The organism is Teredinibacter purpureus (assembly GCF_014217335.1).
Lineage (GTDB): Bacteria > Pseudomonadota > Gammaproteobacteria > Pseudomonadales > Cellvibrionaceae > Teredinibacter > Teredinibacter purpureus.
On sequence record NZ_CP060092.1, the window covers coordinates 4,481,008 to 4,500,649 of the forward strand.

The following is a 19,642-nucleotide window of genomic DNA, read 5'->3' on the forward strand; positions in this document are numbered from 1 at the left end:
TTTTAGCTAACGGCAATTAAATGGTTATCCCAACGCAAACCACTATGGATCTGCAAAGGTGTAAAGAATAGTCGGTTTTTATCAATGCGTATGGTTCCCACGGTGCCATCACCACTACTGTAAATAAGTGTATCGCTTGACCTCAATCGCGCGAGACCCGCAACGTCTCGTACAGCTGCAGACTGTAGTAATGTGTTTTTGTCCCACAAACTGACTCTATTCGCTTTTGGGCATGACACAAGTGCGCCCCCCTCTCGAAGCGAACAAACACTTGCCGTATATTTCGCGTGGGCAGCATTAAAATTATTATTCACCGCTAACGCTTTCATGTCAGAATGTTCGGATGCACTAAATACAAGCGGAACATCGTCGAGAGCAGCACCTTGATATTGTGCCCCAATCGTTGCCACACCCTTTTCAACCGATAAGTGACGTAAACTTAATTGATTATTTGGAGGCTCCCACTGACTCAGCAAACGGTCTTCTTGCCATTGAATAAAACTAATATTGGGCTGCATCGAATCGATATTTTTTGGCACACGCGATAATTGCGGATGCGTGAGCAAACCACCGTTCGCGACAACGAGTTTATCGGTAGCTCCGCTATCATCCGAGACAAAGGCCAATTCATGTGGACCAATACCATGGCTGGGAATTTCGTTAATTAACCGATAACCCGCTTTTGCATCCCGAATAGAAATAACGCCTCGACCCGCTTGATAGTCATTTTCAGTTGCCAATAAATAGCGGTTATCCGCCGACAATATACCGTGCCCATAGAAATGACGTCCCGGCTCACTATTAACCGTTGCAACCCCTTTTTTACCCAACCCCACCACATAAAGCTCTGTGCCTGGCCTGCGGCTAAAAAATAGCGCCTGCTGCTTATCCGGATTGTAGACAGCCGCGTGTGCGCGCGAAGGTAATGCTGTCTGCTGTAGTATTCGCCCTTTCGCATCGAGCAATACGCCGTAGTGCTTATCGCCAATTGAGGCAGCGCTGAGTAACGCAACCTCTTGGCGGCGATAAAATACTCCCGCACCACCAACAGAAATTAAAGCCCCCGCACCTAAACCCCAACCAATTAATTGCCGGCGATTCATGGATTAGTCTCCATCGGCACCGTTAAAGCCAATATAGATGCCGAGACCGTCCGCAATATCACTAGCGAAATATTCCAATACTTGGTGAGTGGCTTCGGCAATGGAATCTATTTCGACTACGCCGTTCTCCGTTGCAGAAAGAGCGGCCAAGGTGGTGTCGCTACTCCCTGCCGCGGTGTAAAACTGAGAAAGCCGAGATGAAAAATCGACACTCAACGATGCAAGATCGCTACTCACTAATAAATAGTCCAAACCACTGGTGTCACCCATGGTGTAGATTGACGATAAGCTATCAATATTTTGAATAATATTATCACGCGAGACCATGGCAAACGGCGACTCAAGATTATCCGTATTACCTGCCGAAACTTGCCGCAGCTTACTGTCTTCTACCACCTGCAATTGCTCTGTTATACCACCAAACCAACTTTCTAATGAGGTTTGAGCATTCGCCACAGATGAAAAATTATCGCCATAGCTACCCACCCATTCAGAATGAATGGGTGTAACCAACGACACAAGATTTTGGCTGACAGCTTCGATAAACCCACAATAACGAACGTTGTCGGAGGGAACATTAATTAGCTCTAATGCATTTTCCCGAAACAAAACATACTCTAATGCCGGAAAGCCTTGCAGCTCAGCCGCACTCGCCGGAATTGCCTCTGCAATATTTTGTGACCCCAAAATAAGGGAAGCCACCCGCTCACTTAGACTCGCGTCATCAATAGGATAGAACGCAATAAGGTAACGACGATTACTGTCATTCGCGGGGCCAAAATTAATACCCTGCACGCTCTGCCAACTGCGTTGCGCGGCGACCCAACGTTGTTTCACATCATCAAACAAGGTCGCGCTGCTGGAATCGGTACAAAACTCTGATGCGGCAGTATTTAGCGCCGCAACATCGGTATTCAATTGTAAATAATTTTCTCGAATAGAAGCGGTTAAATCTGAAGAGAAATCAGCAAGAGTATAGGCGGTTGTACTAACCGATGAAGCACTACTCGAGGAGCTGCTACTAGTGGCCGTGGTTCCACCACTCCCTCCACTACTACCGCCACAAGCAACGAGCGCTAAACTCGCGCATAACGATAAACTCTTTACCACTATTGATACTGTATTTAAGTGTTTCAAAACTGCGTCCTCTTTTTGGTCGCTATGAATATGTGCTTATAATGTAGTTAAAAATTGAATGAATGCTTTTTTATTCGGCGGCGTTAACTGCAAATAGCGCTGCCTAGCTTTTGCTGCCTCACCACCATGCCAGAGAATTGCCTCTTCGAGCGTTCCTGCACGACCATCATGAAGCAGCTGCACTGGCGTATGCTGAAGCTTGCGCCCCAAACCTCTCAACGGCATGGTTCGCCATTCGCGCGCGGTAGCCTGCCCTACTGTTCTACCATCGCTAAGGCCTTCTCCCATATCGTGCAATAACAAATCACTTCTTATAGCTGCCGCTTCAAAATTACGATGGCAGCCATCACAACCACTACCTACAAACAGCTGGTAACCCGCCATTTTTTTATTTTCTCCACCCGACGAGGCTTTCAGCCAACGAGAAAAATCTTCAACTAACGCTAATTTTTCACGGCTAATTTCAGTATTTTCGTCTTCCGAATTGCCGTTCACCCTTGCCCTGCATTGGGTTTGCACAACGGAACAATTTTGCGCGGGATAGAGCCACGAACTAATACCAACATCTTGAAAAAATGCCGCTGCAATTTGTTGACGTAAATTTGGCTGCTCTGCTTTATGGCCAAAACGGCCTACCGCTAACTTCCCCGTCGCTCGATCTAAAACGCGGTTAGCCTTGCCGGAAAGACCATCGCCATCTCCATCAGCAATATCTTCGTTGGCCACTATAGCCGCTTCACTTAACGCTTCGAGTTCACCCAAACCAAACAAGGACGGCGCCAACCGTAGCGATTGCGGCAAACTTTTACTTATTGCCCCGTGTGACCAGTACGTATAATTAAGCACGGGTTTTTTTAACGAATAGATTTGCCCTGCCAACGGCAGGCTAATGGGCTGCCATTGCACCCCCCACAAAACTTCTGGTGGTATTTGTTTGCCGCCCGTTACGCTATCGATAGACAACGGCTGGAGCTGTTCACCGTATACGCTGCTGTTGTTGCCACCCATTTTGTCGACATGGCCTAGGCGAATAACGGCACCAAAGCCATGCTCGGGTAAATCACCTTGCGCCCCATTGTGATGGCAAGCATCGCAAGAACGCGCATTAAATAATGGCCCTAACCCATCGCGACCTGTCGTTGAGGCGGGAGCGGCTACCCAAGGGCTACGAAACAGTGAAAATCCTGTCCAAAAACGTTGTTGTTCGGCAACGCTTAAACCGTCGATAGGTTTCACCCATTGAGGCGATGCGTACGCAATAACATTAACGCTACACAGTACCGCCCCCCAGACTAAACGCTGCAACAACCCCAACATTAAAGAGAACGCAAATACGCTAATAACTTGTTACGGTCTGCAACAGGCATAGCAATAAAGGCTTGCTGCGAAGCCTGCGCTTCGCCACCGTGCCAAAGAATGGCCTCTTCAATGGTGCGCGCTCGGCCGTCATGTAGAAAACCGGCTTTTGGGTTCACGGTTTGGGTTAAGCCCAGCCCCCATAACGGTGTGGTACGCCATTCGGTGCCGGTGGCCTCGCCGTCTGGACGACCATCCGCCAAACCCTCACAGCGCTTTACCCAAAGACAGCTTTCGCCTTCGGTGCAGTTCTCGCCTTGCAAAGTTTCACGCACAACCGTATTACAGTGTCCTCCCATATCATGAAGGAGTAGATCGGTGTGTGGCCAAATATGCTGCTGGCTAAGCACCTCAATAGGCTCTTCAGATGGAACCAACACCGAAAGCCCCTCAATAACACCCAAAATACTTGGCTGTGCATTGCCCGTTTGATGATGGCGAACGTGGCAACTATTACAGCCGCTCGCATCAAATAAATGTTGACCTGCCGCTACATCGGGCTCCCATAACTGGGCAGCCGCATCATAGCCACGCCGTTCCGGTACCGCCAAAAGCCGTGAATAGAACTCTACAAACGCTAGCTCCAACTCGCTGATATCAACATCTTCTCCGCGTTGGTTTTCAGTGTCAGACGCATGAACACAAGAGAGCTGTACGGCAGTACAGGATTCACTCACATTGAACTGATTGGTTAAACCAATATCACCTAAGTAAGCGCCTGAAGATTGCTGCAACACACTACCCGTTGACGCTTTCCAACCAAAACGGCCTAGCTCTGTTGCTCCGGTCGTATTGTTGGTAATCATGCGAGCACGCCCCGAAATACCATCATTATCCCGATCATCAGGATCGGCCAAGGCCATTACCACAGACGCGGGAATAGCCTCGAGTAACCCCAAACCAATCATCGGTGAAGCCACACGCGGAGACATCAACAAACCCTCCGCAAAACCGCCATAAGCGGGGTTTTTCACATAATAAAGCGGTTTTTGAAGTGCATAGAGGCTGCCATCAGCAAACGTCCCGGCGACAGTCTCATACGAAATAAACGCATAAGCTTCGCCAGTTAAGCTTTGGCCATCTAACGCGCCTTGATAACTCGCTTCAACTAGCTCGCCACTGGGTAATGCCCCAAATGTTTGTAGCTGTGTTCCGTAAATGGGGTCGGGTATTGGATTTCCTTGCGCGTCGTTACCCAAACTTAATCGCACCAGCATGGAAGTAAAAGCCTCATCCGAACTTGCCGGTGGATGGCCTCTGCCATCTTTGACATGACAGCCTTGGCACGTTTGATTATTGAGTAAGGGCCCTTCGCCAGCATGCGCATTACGAAAAAGAAAGTTGCCTTGCTTAAAAACAGCATCGTCGTTAAGGTTTTGCGTAACGCTATCGGGGCTTTGGCTAAACGCATCCTCATCAAACCGGTCAATACTCGCATCGCCACCCGATTTGTATTCATAACGCAGGTATTCCGGCTCCGATGTAGGCGTTGGTTCAAGAGTAGGCGTTGGCTCAAGAGTGGGCGCGAGCGTGGGAGCCAACGTAGGCGCAGTAACGTTTGAAGCACCAGAACCTCCACCACCACAAGCGGCGAACACTATGGAGGTAAAGCAAATTAGAATACGAGCAATTTTCATTTGTTTTCTCATAACGGTAAAAACCGTTACTTTACGCTAAGTGTAAAAACACAAAAAGCCCGAGGCTAAAAGCGTCGGGCTTAAGTGTCAATTTATTGATTTAGACTAAATGTCTTCTTCAGTATCTTGCCTCAAATCTTCTGTTGTTAGGTTCAACACTTGAATAACATCTTCAATTACGGCTGTCTGGGCAGCTAAACCAGCAATCGCAGCCGATATAGCAGCACGTGCAGACGCGGTCTGAATTTGATTATCAAAGGGCAAACCCGCTTGAGCGGTTTGATCAATAACATCCACTTTAATCATGGTGTCTTCTAATGCTGCACGAAGCTGATTTTCTAACTCAATCTCGCCACTTGCGAGCAATAAAGTACCAATACCTGCACCACTGACAACGTCACCATCAACTTGGGTGTATTCCCCATGGAAGCTGTTATCAATACCTTTAGCGTTGAGGTAAATATCACGATGAGTGTTGTCACTAAAACAAGAATGCTCATCCTCTTGAGAATCTTGCAATAACGCGATATTCATGCGCTCACCGGCAAGTTCACCAAAGCCCAACCGACCCATGCTCTCTAGAATCGCAGCAAGGCTCGCATTACCACCGGCAACAAAATCGGCATAGTGGTTGTCAGCAATACTGGGGTTCCAAGCTTCTACGAGCGCCTGTAAATCATCTATAAGCAAATCGCCTGCGGCCAACAAGTAGTCACCGCGTCTCTCACAAATACTGGCATCTGCGCTATCTGCACCACTGGTACAGGAAATACCGGTAACATAATCGGTATAAGGACGCTGCCCCGCTGACGTATCACGTTCACCCGTACCGGCAAGATCTTCATTTAAATCCTGACCCCACAGTAAAAACTCAATGGCGTGATAACCGGTCGTCACGTTGCGTTCGTCGCCACCCAGCTCGAAATTAGCGGTGAGCGTGTCGGCGGTAATGGAAGGAAAAGAATCAACATCGGCAATAATATTAAAACTAATATCTGCAGAAGAGCTGGAGCTTTCTGGACGCGAATCACCATCGACTTGGTTAGCAACATAATCGATAAGGGCTTCGCCTAGCGGCCACGCATTGATACGACCTTCTGGACCATCGCCGTCGCTTCCCATAGAACCGTCACCATTAAGGGCATCGATAGGGCCTTCACGAAAACGGTAAACCTCCGTCTGGCCATAAGGCTCTCGTGCCGCCAGCCAAGCTGTTTTTGCGTCCATCAATGTCTCAGCAGACGGAGCATCCACTAAAGCTTCTAGTTTTTGCTGCAATGCTACAGCGGTAATGAATGAGTCACTGTAACTTGCATACGCAATATTGGCGTTGGTTCGTACAACATCCGCTGTGGTTACAAGCGAAGGTATGCCGTTTGCGCCATCGTTTCCGTCAACGCCATTTACACCATTAGTACCGGCAACGCCGTCTTTGCCGTCGTCTCCACCACAGGCTAGCAACCCAAATGACAGGCTAGCTGCCAACGCAATCTTATAAAAACTCATCAAAGCCCCCAAAAAGCCAGTTATCATAAACAATAACTGCGAATGATATAGGTTATCATTTAGATTGACAACTTAAGAATCATAACCGGAAGTTTGAGCCTAAGAAAGGCGTAGAGGTTAGTGCGTTGCGGTGTGGGGAAAGAGGTGGATAGGTGGGGCGCAGCCAAACGCCCTTACTCTGCTAGATCAGGCGCCAGTATTGAGCTTATGCATTTTTAAACGCACTTTTTTAACGTAATTTTGCGTTTCGGAGTACGGTGGAATTTGATTGCCATAACGCTTAACCGCAGCCTCACCTGCATTATAAGCGGCCAACACCAACTCTAAGTCGTTATCAAACATTACCATCAAGTCACGCAAATACTGCACGCCACCTTCTATATTTTTTATCGCATTTCGGCGATTAAAAACGCCGTAACGGCGTGCCGTAGCAGGCATTAACTGCATGAGACCCATAGCGCCCGCGCGTGATACGGCTTCTGGGTCGAAGTAACTTTCTACATGAATAACCGCTTCGGTAAGAACCGGTGAAACCTGATATCGCTCTGAAATACTCACAATAAACGGGCGATAAATATCACGATGCTTTTCGTAATCATGTGCGCGAATGGGCGTTTGCCAACCTCTCACTGTCTTCACGAGTTTTACATATCCATCGTGCATCGCACGATCGGAATAATGGGTTCGCCCCTGCGGGTCAACATACTTATGCATTTCCACAGAAACGAGCGTTTGAGAATACGTATTAACCGACAAAAGCAGTGCGCCCGCGGCAAAGAATGGCGCCACAAACACGCGGTGGCGAGAAGATATAAGCATGAAAAAAACAACCCCAATCGAGGACAGAACCCAGCGTGAACCAAGCATAGCAGGCAAAACATACAACAGGCGATTTTGTGACGCCCATCACAGCAAGGGGCATAATACAGCATTCTCATTAAGATTCTAGCCGCTATACCCTGCCTGCCAATCACGCGCCTAAAACGCCCTCTATGCTCTATATTTACCTCTTAAGTTAAGCCGCTCACCACCGAAAACATGGGGATCGAATAATGAAAGGAAGCTGTCTGTGCGGTAATGTTCACTACGAAATAACCCCGCCTTTTAAAATGTTTCAATATTGTCATTGCAGCCGTTGCCGAAAATTCACGGGCAGCGCGCACGCCGCAAACATTTTTGTTGCGCCTAGCCAATTTCGTTGGCTGAAAGGCCAATCTTCTATCCAGCGGTTTCAAAAACCCGATGCGAAATACTTTGCTACGTGCTTTTGTACAAGGTGTGGCTCATCTTTACCCTGGCAAGCTCAAGGCGTACCCAATATTGTTGTACCTGCCGGCACGTTGGATGAGGAATTAATGGAACAACCTCAACAGTGCATTTTTTGGGGGTCTCGCCCAGCGTGGTTTGTGGAAACACATAACCTTAAAAAACATAACGCATTACCCCTCAAAACATAAAGTATTACTCGGCGTTTCCTCTAGTTCGCGCATTTTAAAAAAACTCTTCTAAACTCAACGTATCGTCAATTAATTTGACCTTCCTTTAAAGTAGAATCGATGTGAAGCAAACGGACCAAAGCCTTTTAGAGCAAATGCGTATAGGAGAGTTCGAAGTCGAACACAGGAAGCGATTATTCGCTCTTTCCGAGGAAGATATAACCGCATTAAAATCCGTTAGGCCTATTCTTGACGCGAATATCGACATTCTTGTATCGCAGTTTTACGAATCTCAAACCAACATTCCAGAAATATCCCTTCTTATTGGTGACAGCGACACGCTAATGCGATTGCGCATTGCACAACGAAAATATGTTGTCGATTTGTTCAGTGGTTTTTACGATCTTGAGTACGTCAACAATCGATTACGGATTGGCTTGGTACACAAACGTATTGGAGTAGAACCCAAACTATACCTTTCAGCTATATTCACCTTAAAAACACTCCTAAACGATATGTTAAAAAACGCCATATCGGATACGGAGCATTTAACAAAGGTATTGCTCGCCCTCGAAAAAATCCTGCAATTTGACGTTACACTAGTGTTTGATACCTACATACGGAGCCTATTGACGGAGATAGAAATTTCCAAAGAAAAATCTGATCAATACGCTAGAGATTTGGAAGATAAAGTGCGGGAGAGAACAGCACAGTTAGAGCGCCTTTCACGAACAGACCCGTTAACAGGTTTGTTAAACGTACGTCATTTACACGACACGCTCACCGGCACTTTGCGCGCGGCCCAGCGCCGCAATGAACCCATCTGTTTTGTTTACTTTGATATTAATGATTTTAAGCACATTAACGATACTCATGGCCATATGAAAGGCGATGAAATATTGCGTGCCGTAAGTGATACGATTAAGTTAGTCTCACGCTGTGAAGACAGTGCCTTCCGATACGGAGGCGACGAGTTTTGCGTAATTTTACCCAATTGTACTGAAGAGCACGCTAAAACCATTTACTCTACTCGTTTTGCGGAAGAACTTAAGCAGTACCCTGAGAATGTTTCGGTGAGTATCGGTATTATTCAAACAGGGCCCGAAAGTTTTTTAGATGCTGACAACTTAATCCAGCAGGCGGACCATCGAATGTACGTCGAAAAACAAAAAATGAAGTTAACCGTGGTAGGGAAATAGAGCGCAAAGGCCGACCCCCTGCGCTCTATTCATTACTATCAACTTTAGGTTTTAAAACAAATAAACCGCTCCAGAATCTTGCGCTGCATTACTATTTAACACTGCATCCACCCCTACGTGATGGCTATCTTCGCCTTCAGCCCCCACCACAAGAGTGTTGCCCGAGGCATCGATAACAAGAGATTCACCAAAACGGTCTCCGGCTCCAGCGTTCGGTGATTTTACATATTTTACTTGCTGCCATTGCTCTGCCAACTCAAAAGCATACACCGCGCCGGCATCAACAGCAGCGTTATCGCCGTCATGGCTATCGACTTCGGTGTTCCCACTGTCCTCGTTCGGCGCGCCCACCATTAACAATGTTCCCGTTGCGTTTAACGCTAAGGCATCACCAAATTTATCGCCAATATCCGTGTTCGAGGCTTTCACATAGGCTTGTTGCTGCCATGCCATTTCGTTGCCACGCGTAAAGACATACACCGCACCACTGCTTTCAGCCGAAAAATCTGCTTGGTCGCCGTTAAGGCCAACACTACTACTCGATTCGCCCGGCGCACCCAATGCAATTGTATTTCCAAGCGCGCTTATTGAAACGGCCGCACCCAGTAATTGATTTCTGTCGGTATTGGAGGCTTTTAGATATGTATCAAACACCCAATTTGAACCTTGCCGAGCGTACACATAAGCAGCCCCCGCAAACGGCGTATTATTGTCGGTCTGATCAAGGTTGACACCCACGCTGTTGGACGACTCTCCTGGCGCACCGACAACAAGCATATCGCCTGCCGCGCTTAAGGATATTGATGCTCCGTAACGATCCCCACTTTCCCCTTGCGGTGCCCTTAAAGCTGCTTCCACTTGCCAGCTTTCACCGTTAACGGTATACACGTACAAAGCGCCTAACTCATTAGAGTGCTTTGGTGCACCAACGGCAATAGTGCCGCCATAAGCGCTTATGGCAACCGATGAACCAAATAAAGCCTGCGCCGTGGTGTCCGAGGCTTTTAAGTAACTACGCTGCAACCACACATCACCCAAGCGTTGATACACATACGCCGCTCCCGCATGTTCCGCAGAATTATCGCCACCATTTCCACCAACGCCCATCGCAGAACTTGATTCATATGGCGCGCCTACCACCAACACATTGCCATCACCACTTAAACTTAACGCTGTACCAAAGCCATCACCCGCGCCAACATTATTGGCCTTAAGATACGCTTGAAAATACCAATCCATTCCACTCTTTTTATAGACATAAACAGCACCGGAGCCACTGCTGTCATTGCTGCCCCTGTCACCATTAATCTGTGCAGTACTATCTTCACCTGCTGCGCCAACCGCAAGGGTATTGCCATCGGCACTGATTGCGACAACGCCAAGCCCGTCAAAGGCTTCCGTATTATCCGCTTTAATATACCCAACCGCTTGCGCACGCAAACTGGCTACATCTATAGCCTGCGTAAAAAAACAATCGTCGTCTATGCAGGCTTCGAGTTTAAACTGAGCATTGAACCAATCAAATCGGTGTAATGGTATCTCGACTCGCGTGGAGTGAATGGTGCCATCAAAATCTCGACCAACTTGCTCGTATTCAGCATCTCGCTGCAACTGCCCCCACAAACGATAATGTGTGGCAGTGCTGACGCTATTCCAATAGAAGGTCAACCCTTTAAAACTGTGCCGCGCATAGAGCGACAACGAGGCGGTTCGGCCACTAAACGTATCAGCGACCTCCCCAATTGTGAGTGTCGCCGACACTGAGGTGTACAATTCATTTGACGTGAATACACGCACCGTGACATTTTGTCCGTCAACAATGGTGCCGTCTTCACTCGTAAATTCACCTCCATTAATCGAATACTCTCCCCCTTCAATGCTAACGGCGATTTCAACATCAAAACCCGATACTTCAATAATATTAGACTCGGCATACACGCCTAATCCAAGCCCGTACTGGTCGGTGAAATAAAAGGTGTCAGGCGTTGAATCGTCTTCGGATTCACTCTCCGTGTTGTCACTGCCACCACATCCTTGTACCAGAAACACCATAAGTACACTCGCTATCACTCGCCACGCATTCTTCATTCAAACCCCTTTAGTTAATCATTGATGAGATACCGCTTGTCAGCGGTAAGACGCGACTAGTGTGGGAGATGTATTCGATAAGTTGGGTTAAGCCAGCGTAAAGAACCGTTAATTCGCGTTAAGTTCTGTAAAGCATACCTTCGGGAGCAACGGCTCAATTAGTGACGCCATCCCCTCTGCCATTGACCTCTATCAACGGCCCAAATGCACAACCATAATAAAGTGCCGGTAAACAGACCCTCTTCAACAACTGACAATATAGGATTAGAGCAATGAAAAACCGCTGGCTTATCGCGCTATCCGGGGTAGGCATTCACGTGTCTATTGGCTCCGTGTATTCATGGAGTGTCTTTAATTTGCCACTAGCCTCTACATATTCGTGGGAAAACACATGGGCTGGGCAAACTTTTGGGGAAAGCTCCGCTATCGCGATGACGTTCAGCCTTGCCATTTTCTTTCTCGGCATGTCGGCCGCTATCATGGGCCGCTTTGTAGAACGCAGGGGGCCGCGCGTATCAGGTTCGGTTGCCGCCTTATTTTTTGGCTTAGGCATGATTACAGCAGGCATAGGCACATGGGCTGAAAATATTTACCTTTTATGGCTGGGGTATGGCGTACTAGGCGGTATAGGTTTGGGAATTGGTTATATCACGCCGGTATCGACGCTCGTTAAATGGTTCCCAGACCGCCGTGGCTTGGCAACGGGCTTGGCCATTATGGGCTTCGGCTTCGGCTCAACAATCGCCAGCGTAAGCTTCAACAGCATTATTGAAGCAATCAGTATTCCCGCCGCATTTATCATAATGGGAGCCGTTTATTTGGCCGTCATGTTAATGTCCGCATCCTACCTGCAACGCCCTCCCGAAGGCTGGATGCCCGACGGCATGAAAGAAGCCATTAGCGCCGGAAAGAAAACACTCACAGAAGATCTCTCCCAGCAAACCGCTAACGAAGCCGTTAAAACAGGCCCTTTCTGGGGGTTATGGACAATGATGTTCATAAATATCAGCTGCGGTATTGGCGTTATTTATTCAGCTTCACCACTCGCACAAGAAAGTATTGGTTTAACCGCCGCCGAAGCTGCCGCAGTAGTAGGGGCTATGGCGCTGTTTAACGGTTTAGGTCGAATTGGATGGGCATCGTTTTCGGATTATCTCGGTCGAGGCAACACCTATCTCGCGTTCTTTATTCTACAAATCGCACTGTTTTGGGCGCTCCCCAATATTACCAGCGTCGTACTCTTCCAGATCGTGCTGTACACCATTTTGACCTGCTATGGCGGTGGTTTTGCAACGCTTCCCGCATTTATTGGCGATTTATTCGGTACTAAAGAGCTCGGCGCAATACACGGTTATGTACTCACTGCATGGGCGCTTGCCGGTATTGTTGGCCCACAGCTTACCGCACAATTACACACCATGACCGGCAGTTACGAAACAACGCTCTACATTTTTGCGGGTGCGTTTGTTGTTGCCTTAGCCGTCTCCCTTTTAATGAAAGCGTATATTGCGCGAGCAACCGGCTCGGCACAACCAAAACACTCGCCGCTGGCCAACCAGCCTACCGGCTAACATTCTCTACACTCTAAAAAAGGCGTCTATTACAGACGCCTTTTTTAGCTGTCCACGCTTAAATACCTACCGACCTTGACCTCGACCTCGACCTCACTCTCACGCCCCTTCACCCGCGCAATAACCAGCGCTCATCCGGCCAACTCAGCACCGTGTGCTATGCTAAACCTACAGCTCTAAAAGAGGGCTCCAGCGACCGCCGTTCCAAGCTAGCAGCCACATTCTATGAGACCATTCCGCCCCAACAGCTTTCGTTTAGCGGCCTTTATCCTAACTTTGGTGGTATTGTTTGGGCACAGCTATTTACCCCAACGCATGCTGCAGATACACCCCAACACCAACAACATTATTGAAACCTACACAGATTCACCCGCTGGCGGGAAAAGCGTTATTGAGTGGCTGGATAAAAGCAACTTCCGCTGGAAATGCACCATCACACAAAGTGATACCTATCCCGTTTGCGGGCTTTCGATTATCTTTTCCCAAAAGCCCTACAAAAGCGTAGATTTCTCACGTTATTCCTCGGTATTTTACCGTATTGAATATGAAGGCAGCGCGTCAAAACTTCGTTTCTTCCTGCGTAATTATAATGCTGCCTACGCAACCAGAGTGGAGCTAGAACCCGCTAAATTTCAGTCCGTTGCAGTACGCACCACCGACTTTGACTCCAGCTTAAAACTCGACATTGCAGAGTTTTCTGTGGCCGACTGGTGGAAAGATGAATTTGATATTCCGCGAGAACTGTCACGGCCAGAATCAAATGCCATTGTCGCCTTTGGTATAGATCAAGCCTCGCCTATAGCGTATGGCGAACATACTTATCAACTCAAGTCAGTAGAGCTGATTGGAGAATGGATTTCCCGAGAAACACTTTATCTTGCGATTATTGTTAGCTGGACAATTCTACTGGGGTGGGAAACAAAAACACGACTCGTGTATTGGTACCAATACGTGAAGCGCTCTTCTATCAATTTAGACGAAGCCCGAGCCGAATCTGAAAAATATAAAGAGTTGATGAACACCGACTCACTCACAGGCGTTCTGAATCGTAATGGCTTGATACAAATGCTAAGCCAACTTAACAACAGCCCTAAAAACCTTTCGGATTACAGTGTGCTTGTCGCCGATATTGATTTTTTTAAGCAAGTAAATGATCTTCATGGCCATGTGATTGGTGATGCCGTTTTAACACAATTCACCACGCTTTTATCAGACAATATCAGAGCCGATGATGTAGTTGTACGGTGGGGAGGAGAAGAATTCGTTCTACTCCTTCAAACCTCCGTTGTGGAAGAGGCGAAAAGTGCAGCAGAAGTGATTCGCCGAAAAATTGCGCAACACGAATTTATGGGCAATGGCCCGTTACACATTACTGTCAGTATTGGCGTTAGCTTTCCTGCACCACACGAAGACTTCGAAGCGGCCTTTATTCGTGCAGACAAAGCGCTATACACCGCCAAAATTAAAGGTCGTAATCAAGTCATTCTCCATCAATAACACCATGCCTCTAAGGTACCCCGCAAGCAACACGTTAACCAATCTGCCGCATTAGACATAGAGACTATGGCACTCGCAATCACTTAACATTCCGCCAAAATTTGCCATACTCCTTGTAGATTCGTATCATTCAACTTCTTTTAGTCATAGAGACCATAACAAATGAAAGCTTTTCTTCTCATCGTCTCAAGCCTATTGCTCTTTATTACTGGCTGCTCAGAAAACAACCAAACCGCTTCGGGCGCGCCGCCAGCGTATACAAACACTTCGCTACCCGTGAACGAACGTGTTAACGACTTGGTGTCGCGCATGACGCTGTCCGAGAAAATAGGGCAGCTTTATAACGATGCTCCTGCAATTAAACGCTTAAACGTTCCTGCTTACGACTGGTGGAATGAAGCCTTACACGGCGTTGCCCGCGCAGGTAAAGCGACCGTGTTCCCGCAAGCAATAGGCCTTGCCGCCAGTTTTGATGAACAGCTTATAGGGGCGGTTGCGACCGCTATATCCGATGAGGCTCGCGCCAAGCATCATTACTTTGCTGCAAACGATATACAAGCGCGTTACACCGGCCTCACGTTTTGGTCCCCAAACGTGAACATTTTTCGAGATCCCCGATGGGGACGCGGCCAAGAAACCTACGGTGAAGACCCTTACCTCACCTCTGCGCTCGCCATTCAATTTATTCAAGGGCTACAAGGTGACGACCCCCGTTACCTAAAATCCGCCGCTATGGCAAAACACTTCGCCGTACACAGCGGGCCCGAAAAATCGCGGCACTCCGACAATTACCACTCCACCGCAAAAGACCTTCATGAAACTTACTTACCCGCGTTTAAAGCGGCCGTACAAGACGCCAATGTGGAATCTATCATGTGTGCCTACAACCGGGTCAACGATCTACCCGCTTGTGGCAGCGACCCCTTGTTAAAAGAAATTCTACGCGGCGACTGGGGGTTTGAAGGCCATGTTGTCTCGGATTGTGGTGCTCTCGCTGACTTTTATGGCCCCAATGATCATGCACTCGTCTGGGCCCCCGCCGAAGCCGCTGCGTGGGCACTAAAAAGTGGTACCGATCTTAACTGTGGAACAGGTCGTTTAAGCACCTTTGCTAATCTTAATTTTGCCCTTCAAAAAGATATGGTTAGCATCAATGATATTGATACCGCCGTAAAACGACTCTTCACTACTCGTTTCAAACTAGGTTTTTTCGACCCCGCCGAACATGTGTCTTACACACAAATCCCCAAAGAGGTTATAGGCTCGGATAAACATCAAGCGCTTACATTAAAAGCCGCCGAGCAATCGCTGGTGCTACTAAAAAATGATGGTGTGCTGCCACTTAAAGAAGGCACGCGTATCGCGGTGATTGGCCCCAACGCCACTAACCCATCAATATTGGTCGGCAACTACCATGGCACCCCCATTCAACCCGTACTGCCTTTAGACGGCATTCGCGCTCGCGCCGGCGATGACCTCGTCTACTACGCACCAGGCTCGCCGCTCATTGCCGACCAATATGGCCATTACCGCGTGATCTCCGCCAAACACTTATTTCATTACGACTCCAATAATGCTTTAACACCAGGCCTTAAAGCCCACTACTACAAAGCCGATTTACAAAAAGGAAAGCTTCCCAACAGCGCGCAGGTCGACCAAATTGCCGCGCGTGTCGGCGAGCCGGTTATTAGCCGTATTGATGACAAAATTGATTTTTATTGGGAGCGCTCACCGGTCGACAATCAGGTTCGTGGTGAATTCGGCATCACCTGGGACGGTATTTTGGTGCCCCAAAAATCGGGCGTTTACCTCTTTAAAACCGATTCAAATGCCACACTCCAAATTGCCGGTGAAACCATTACAGGCCCGATAGAGCTCTCAGCAGGCGAACGCTACACACTACATTTGCATCGCACTTATTTGCGTACAACATGGGGAAATCCCGTAGAACCGTCACTCCAGCTTAGCTGGGTAAACAGCTCTGAAAGCTACACCGCAGACGCGGTAACCGCCGCTCAGAAAGCCGACGTGATTATTTTTGCCGGCGGAATTTCCGCCGAACTTGAAGGCGAAGAAATGGACGTGGAGCTCGAAGGTTTCGACCATGGCGATCGTACAGACTTACGTTTGCCCACCGAGCAACGACAGCTACTCAAGATACTGCACGCACTCGGCAAACCGATTGTGATGGTTAATTTTAGCGGAAGTGCCGTTGCGCTTAACTGGGAAGATAAAAACCTTAATGCCATTGTTCAGGCGTTTTATCCTGGAGAAGGTACCGGCACAGCATTAGCGCGCTTACTCTGGGGAGATTTCAACCCCAGTGGCCGATTACCCGTAACCTTTTATCGCAGCGTAAAGGATTTACCAGACTTCAAAGACTACTCCTTTGCTAACCGTACTTACCGCTATTTTGACGGCGATGTTCTATACCCGTTTGGTCACGGGCTGAGCTATACCCCTTTTAGCTATAGCGACCTAAATACACCAAACACACTAAAAAGTGGCAATGACCTCTCCCTTGATGTGAGTATCACGAACAACGGGGCCATGAGTGGTGGCGAAATAGCGCAACTCTATATCGCCATGCCTGACGCGCCAGTCAAAACCCCCATTCAAGAACTGAAAGGCTTTCGCTATGTCAGCATTACGGCAGGAGAAACCACTCAAGTCGCCTTTACCTTAACCGCCAAACAACTTCAGTTCGTAGACAACGATGGTAATTTCCGCCCCTATAAAGGCCGCCTAGAATTGAGCGTGGGCTCTGGCCAACCGAATTACGCAACAAACGAAAGCATTCTAAAAACCAGCATTCAAATCGACTGAACACAAAAAAACAAGCGATTAAAATTGAATGATTAGATCTAGATAAGTGAGAGATAAGATGATGTTCACCTCCTATATGCGCACCGCTGTAGCGATTGTGTTATTGGCACTAGTCGCCAATAACACAATCGCGCAATTTCATTTCAACGACGAAGATGGCTATCGCCTTTGGCTAAAATACGACGCCCTTAGTGATACTCCTATCGCCAACACTTATGCCAAAAAAATCACCACGGTTAATGTAACAATGCCCTCAGCCACAGGCACGGTTATTCAGCAGGAGCTACGCTATGCTCTTGGCGCCATGCTTCCTGGCACGCTTCATTTTAGGGACAGCATTAACGACAACCAGCTACTTATCGGCACCCCGGCATCATCCTCTGCCATTAAAAAATCACTGTCCAAAAAAGACCTAAAACACGTTGGTGATGAAGGTTTTATCATTCGCAGCCAAACTGTCGCAGGGAAAAATGTAACTCTCATTGCGGCAAACAGTGACATAGGCGCCCTTTACGGCACCTTTCATTTTTTGCGCTTACTACAAACCCATCAGTCCATCGCTCGTCTCGATATAAGCGAATCGCCCAAAGTTGATGTTCGCATGCTTAACCATTGGGACAACTTGTCTCGATACGCCGAACGCGGTTACGCAGGCCAATCCATTTGGAACTGGCATAAGCTCCCCGACTATCTCGACCAACGCTACTATGACTATGCTCGCGCTAATGCATCTATCGGCCTTAACGGCGTGTCGCTAAATAATGTCAACGCCACGCCCGAGATACTGACACCACAATACCTCGAGAAAGTTGCGGCGCTTGCCGACCTATTCCGGCCGTACGGCATTAAAGTTTATCTATCCATTAACTTTAGCTCGCCCCATATTATTGGTGGTTTAGATAACTCCGACCCCGCCAACCCCAAAGTGGGACAATGGTGGAAAAACAAAGCGAACGAAATATACCAACGCATCCCCAATTTTGGTGGATTTCTCGTAAAAGCAAATTCAGAAGGGGAGCCAGGCCCAGGAGACTATGGCCGCTCTCATGACATGGGGGCTAACATGCTAGCCGATGCGCTCGCGCCGCACGGCGGTATTGTAATGTGGCGAGCCTTCGTTTACGCCCATGAAAGTGGTGAAGAGCGATCCAAACAGGCCTACTCTGAATTCAAACCACTGGACGGAAAGTTTCGCGATAACGTTCTTATCCAAGTTAAAAACGGCCCTATCGATTTTCAACCTCGCGAACCCTTCAGCCCGCTTTTTGGCGCAACGCCCAAAACCCCCATGATGATGGAGTTTCAAGTTACGCAAGAATATTTAGGGTTTAGTACCCACCTTGTGTACCTCGGCACGCTCTACGAAGAAGTCCTTAAAACCGACACATGGGCGAAAGGACAAGGCTCAACGGTAGGCCGAGTCGTGGATGGTTCATTATTCAACAACAGTATTTCCGGTATGGCGGGCGTGTCTAATATTGGCGCCGACCGCAACTGGACCGGCCATATCATGCTTCAATCTAACTGGTATGTGTTTGGTCGCATGGCATGGGATCACGAACTCACCGCACAAGCCGTTGCAGAAGAATGGGCCCGCATGACGCTTTCAAATGACTGGGAAGTGGTCAATACAGTTACCCAAATCATGATGAATTCACGCGAAATTGCGGTGAACTACATGACCCCTCTCGGCCTCGCCCACATGATGGGCACTGGCCACCATTACGGCCCAGCGCCTTGGGTTAGCGAATTGGGTCGTCCAGAATGGAACCCTGTGTATTATCACCGCGCCGACAAAAACGGTATTGGTGTAAACCGCACACCCACAGGCGAAAGCGCTATCGAACAGTACCACGAGCCTGTGCGTAAACTTTATTCCTCTACTGAAACAATTCCCGAAGAGTTTTTATTGTGGTTCCACCACGTACCTTGGGACCACACCATGCGCTCGGGTCGTCCACTGTGGGACGAATTGGTTCACCATTATTACCAAGGTGCAGAAGATGCCGCAAAAATGAAAACCACATGGGATGGTCTTGAAGGCAAAATAGACCCATACCAGTTTAAACAAGTACAAATGGCGCTGGGTATTCAAGCCAAAGAAGCCGATTGGTGGAGAAATGCGTGCGTTCTATACTTCCAAACATTTTCCGACATGCCCATTCCCGAAGGGTTAAAAGCACCGAAAGGAACACTCGAAGACTATAAAGCCATGCGTTTTCCGTTTGCACCGGGAAATACGGAACCTAGACGGCATTAAACGACTTTGTACTTAAAAAAATAAAC

General features: G+C 48.1%; 13 protein-coding genes. 6 read left to right on the forward strand and 7 right to left on the reverse strand.

The features are described from left to right. Window positions 1–2: 2 nt before the first annotated feature. The 6 genes from H5647_RS20005 to H5647_RS20030 form a co-directional block, all read right to left on the reverse strand. Window positions 3–1,103 (reverse strand): DUF1513 domain-containing protein, encoded by a 1,101-nt coding sequence (locus tag H5647_RS20005; RefSeq protein WP_045860774.1) that lies wholly within the window; start codon window positions 1,101–1,103, stop codon window positions 3–5. Window positions 1,104–1,106: 3 nt separating this feature from the next. Next, window positions 1,107–2,240: an imelysin family protein gene (locus tag H5647_RS20010; RefSeq protein WP_045860775.1), complete on the reverse strand. Its 1,134-nt coding sequence runs from the start codon at window positions 2,238–2,240 to the stop codon at window positions 1,107–1,109. Between the two features lie 36 nt (window positions 2,241–2,276). Continuing rightward, on the reverse strand, window positions 2,277–3,557 hold the full coding sequence (locus H5647_RS20015; protein WP_052692233.1) for a di-heme oxidoredictase family protein: 1,281 nt from the start codon (window positions 3,555–3,557) through the stop codon (window positions 2,277–2,279). Then, the gene (locus tag H5647_RS20020) at window positions 3,557–5,233 is read right to left on the reverse strand and encodes a di-heme oxidoreductase family protein (protein ID WP_045860776.1); all 1,677 of its coding nucleotides are present in this window, start codon (window positions 5,231–5,233) and stop codon (window positions 3,557–3,559) included. The genes H5647_RS20015 and H5647_RS20020 overlap by 1 nt, the downstream gene beginning before the upstream one ends. Window positions 5,234–5,338: 105 nt before the next feature. Next, window positions 5,339–6,739: an imelysin family protein gene (locus H5647_RS20025; RefSeq protein WP_045860777.1), complete on the reverse strand. Its 1,401-nt coding sequence runs from the start codon at window positions 6,737–6,739 to the stop codon at window positions 5,339–5,341. 186 nt (window positions 6,740–6,925) lie between these two features. Next, entirely contained in the window at window positions 6,926–7,558 is a 633-nt protein-coding gene (locus H5647_RS20030) for a lytic transglycosylase domain-containing protein (RefSeq protein ID WP_045861581.1), read from the reverse strand. Window positions 7,559–7,791: 233 nt separating this feature from the next. Here H5647_RS20030 and H5647_RS20035 point away from each other — a divergent pair, with 233 nt between their 5' ends. Both H5647_RS20035 and H5647_RS20040 read left to right on the forward strand, forming a co-directional pair. After that, complete coding sequence (locus H5647_RS20035; RefSeq protein WP_045860778.1) at window positions 7,792–8,196, forward strand: GFA family protein; 405 nt, start codon at window positions 7,792–7,794, stop codon at window positions 8,194–8,196. A 101-nt stretch (window positions 8,197–8,297) separates the two neighbouring features. Further along, window positions 8,298–9,374 (forward strand): GGDEF domain-containing protein, encoded by a 1,077-nt coding sequence (locus tag H5647_RS20040; RefSeq protein WP_045860779.1) that lies wholly within the window; start codon window positions 8,298–8,300, stop codon window positions 9,372–9,374. Window positions 9,375–9,425: 51 nt separating this feature from the next. Here H5647_RS20040 and H5647_RS20045 read toward each other — a convergent pair whose 3' ends face one another. Continuing rightward, window positions 9,426–11,462, reverse strand: a complete 2,037-nt coding sequence (locus H5647_RS20045) for an FG-GAP repeat protein (protein ID WP_045860780.1) — start codon at window positions 11,460–11,462, stop codon at window positions 9,426–9,428. A gap of 272 nt (window positions 11,463–11,734) precedes the next feature. Between H5647_RS20045 and H5647_RS20050 the strand changes: the two genes are divergently transcribed. From H5647_RS20050 to H5647_RS20065, 4 genes are all read left to right on the forward strand, one after another. Next, on the forward strand, window positions 11,735–13,033 hold the full coding sequence (locus H5647_RS20050) for an L-lactate MFS transporter (RefSeq protein WP_045860781.1): 1,299 nt from the start codon (window positions 11,735–11,737) through the stop codon (window positions 13,031–13,033). Window positions 13,034–13,258: 225 nt separating this feature from the next. Then, window positions 13,259–14,530 carry a GGDEF domain-containing protein gene (locus H5647_RS20055; RefSeq protein ID WP_045860782.1) on the forward strand — a complete coding sequence of 424 codons (1,272 nt, stop codon included), beginning with the start codon at window positions 13,259–13,261 and terminating at the stop codon, window positions 14,528–14,530. 162 nt (window positions 14,531–14,692) lie between these two features. Then, a complete protein-coding gene (locus tag H5647_RS20060) occupies window positions 14,693–17,356 on the forward strand; it encodes a glycoside hydrolase family 3 C-terminal domain-containing protein (RefSeq protein WP_045860783.1) in 2,664 nt (887 codons plus the stop codon). A 58-nt stretch (window positions 17,357–17,414) separates the two neighbouring features. Next, a complete protein-coding gene (locus tag H5647_RS20065; protein WP_236074991.1) occupies window positions 17,415–19,616 on the forward strand; it encodes an alpha-glucuronidase family glycosyl hydrolase in 2,202 nt (733 codons plus the stop codon). The last annotated feature ends 26 nt before the right edge of the window (window positions 19,617–19,642 follow it).

Coding starts and splice junctions, on each gene's coding strand:
- H5647_RS20055 (WP_045860782.1), top strand. CDS start 13,259: ATGAGACCATTCCGCCCCAACAGCTTTCGTTTAGCGGCCTTTATCCTA.
- H5647_RS20020 (WP_045860776.1), bottom strand. CDS start 5,233: ATGAAAATTGCTCGTATTCTAATTTGCTTTACCTCCATAGTGTTCGCC.
- H5647_RS20045 (WP_045860780.1), bottom strand. CDS start 11,462: ATGAAGAATGCGTGGCGAGTGATAGCGAGTGTACTTATGGTGTTTCTG.
- H5647_RS20035 (WP_045860778.1), top strand. CDS start 7,792: ATGAAAGGAAGCTGTCTGTGCGGTAATGTTCACTACGAAATAACCCCG.
- H5647_RS20030 (WP_045861581.1), bottom strand. CDS start 7,558: ATGCTTATATCTTCTCGCCACCGCGTGTTTGTGGCGCCATTCTTTGCC.
- H5647_RS20005 (WP_045860774.1), bottom strand. CDS start 1,103: ATGAATCGCCGGCAATTAATTGGTTGGGGTTTAGGTGCGGGGGCTTTA.
- H5647_RS20025 (WP_045860777.1), bottom strand. CDS start 6,739: ATGAGTTTTTATAAGATTGCGTTGGCAGCTAGCCTGTCATTTGGGTTG.
- H5647_RS20015 (WP_052692233.1), bottom strand. CDS start 3,557: ATGTTGGGGTTGTTGCAGCGTTTAGTCTGGGGGGCGGTACTGTGTAGC.
- H5647_RS20050 (WP_045860781.1), top strand. CDS start 11,735: ATGAAAAACCGCTGGCTTATCGCGCTATCCGGGGTAGGCATTCACGTG.
- H5647_RS20060 (WP_045860783.1), top strand. CDS start 14,693: ATGAAAGCTTTTCTTCTCATCGTCTCAAGCCTATTGCTCTTTATTACT.
- H5647_RS20065 (WP_236074991.1), top strand. CDS start 17,415: ATGATGTTCACCTCCTATATGCGCACCGCTGTAGCGATTGTGTTATTG.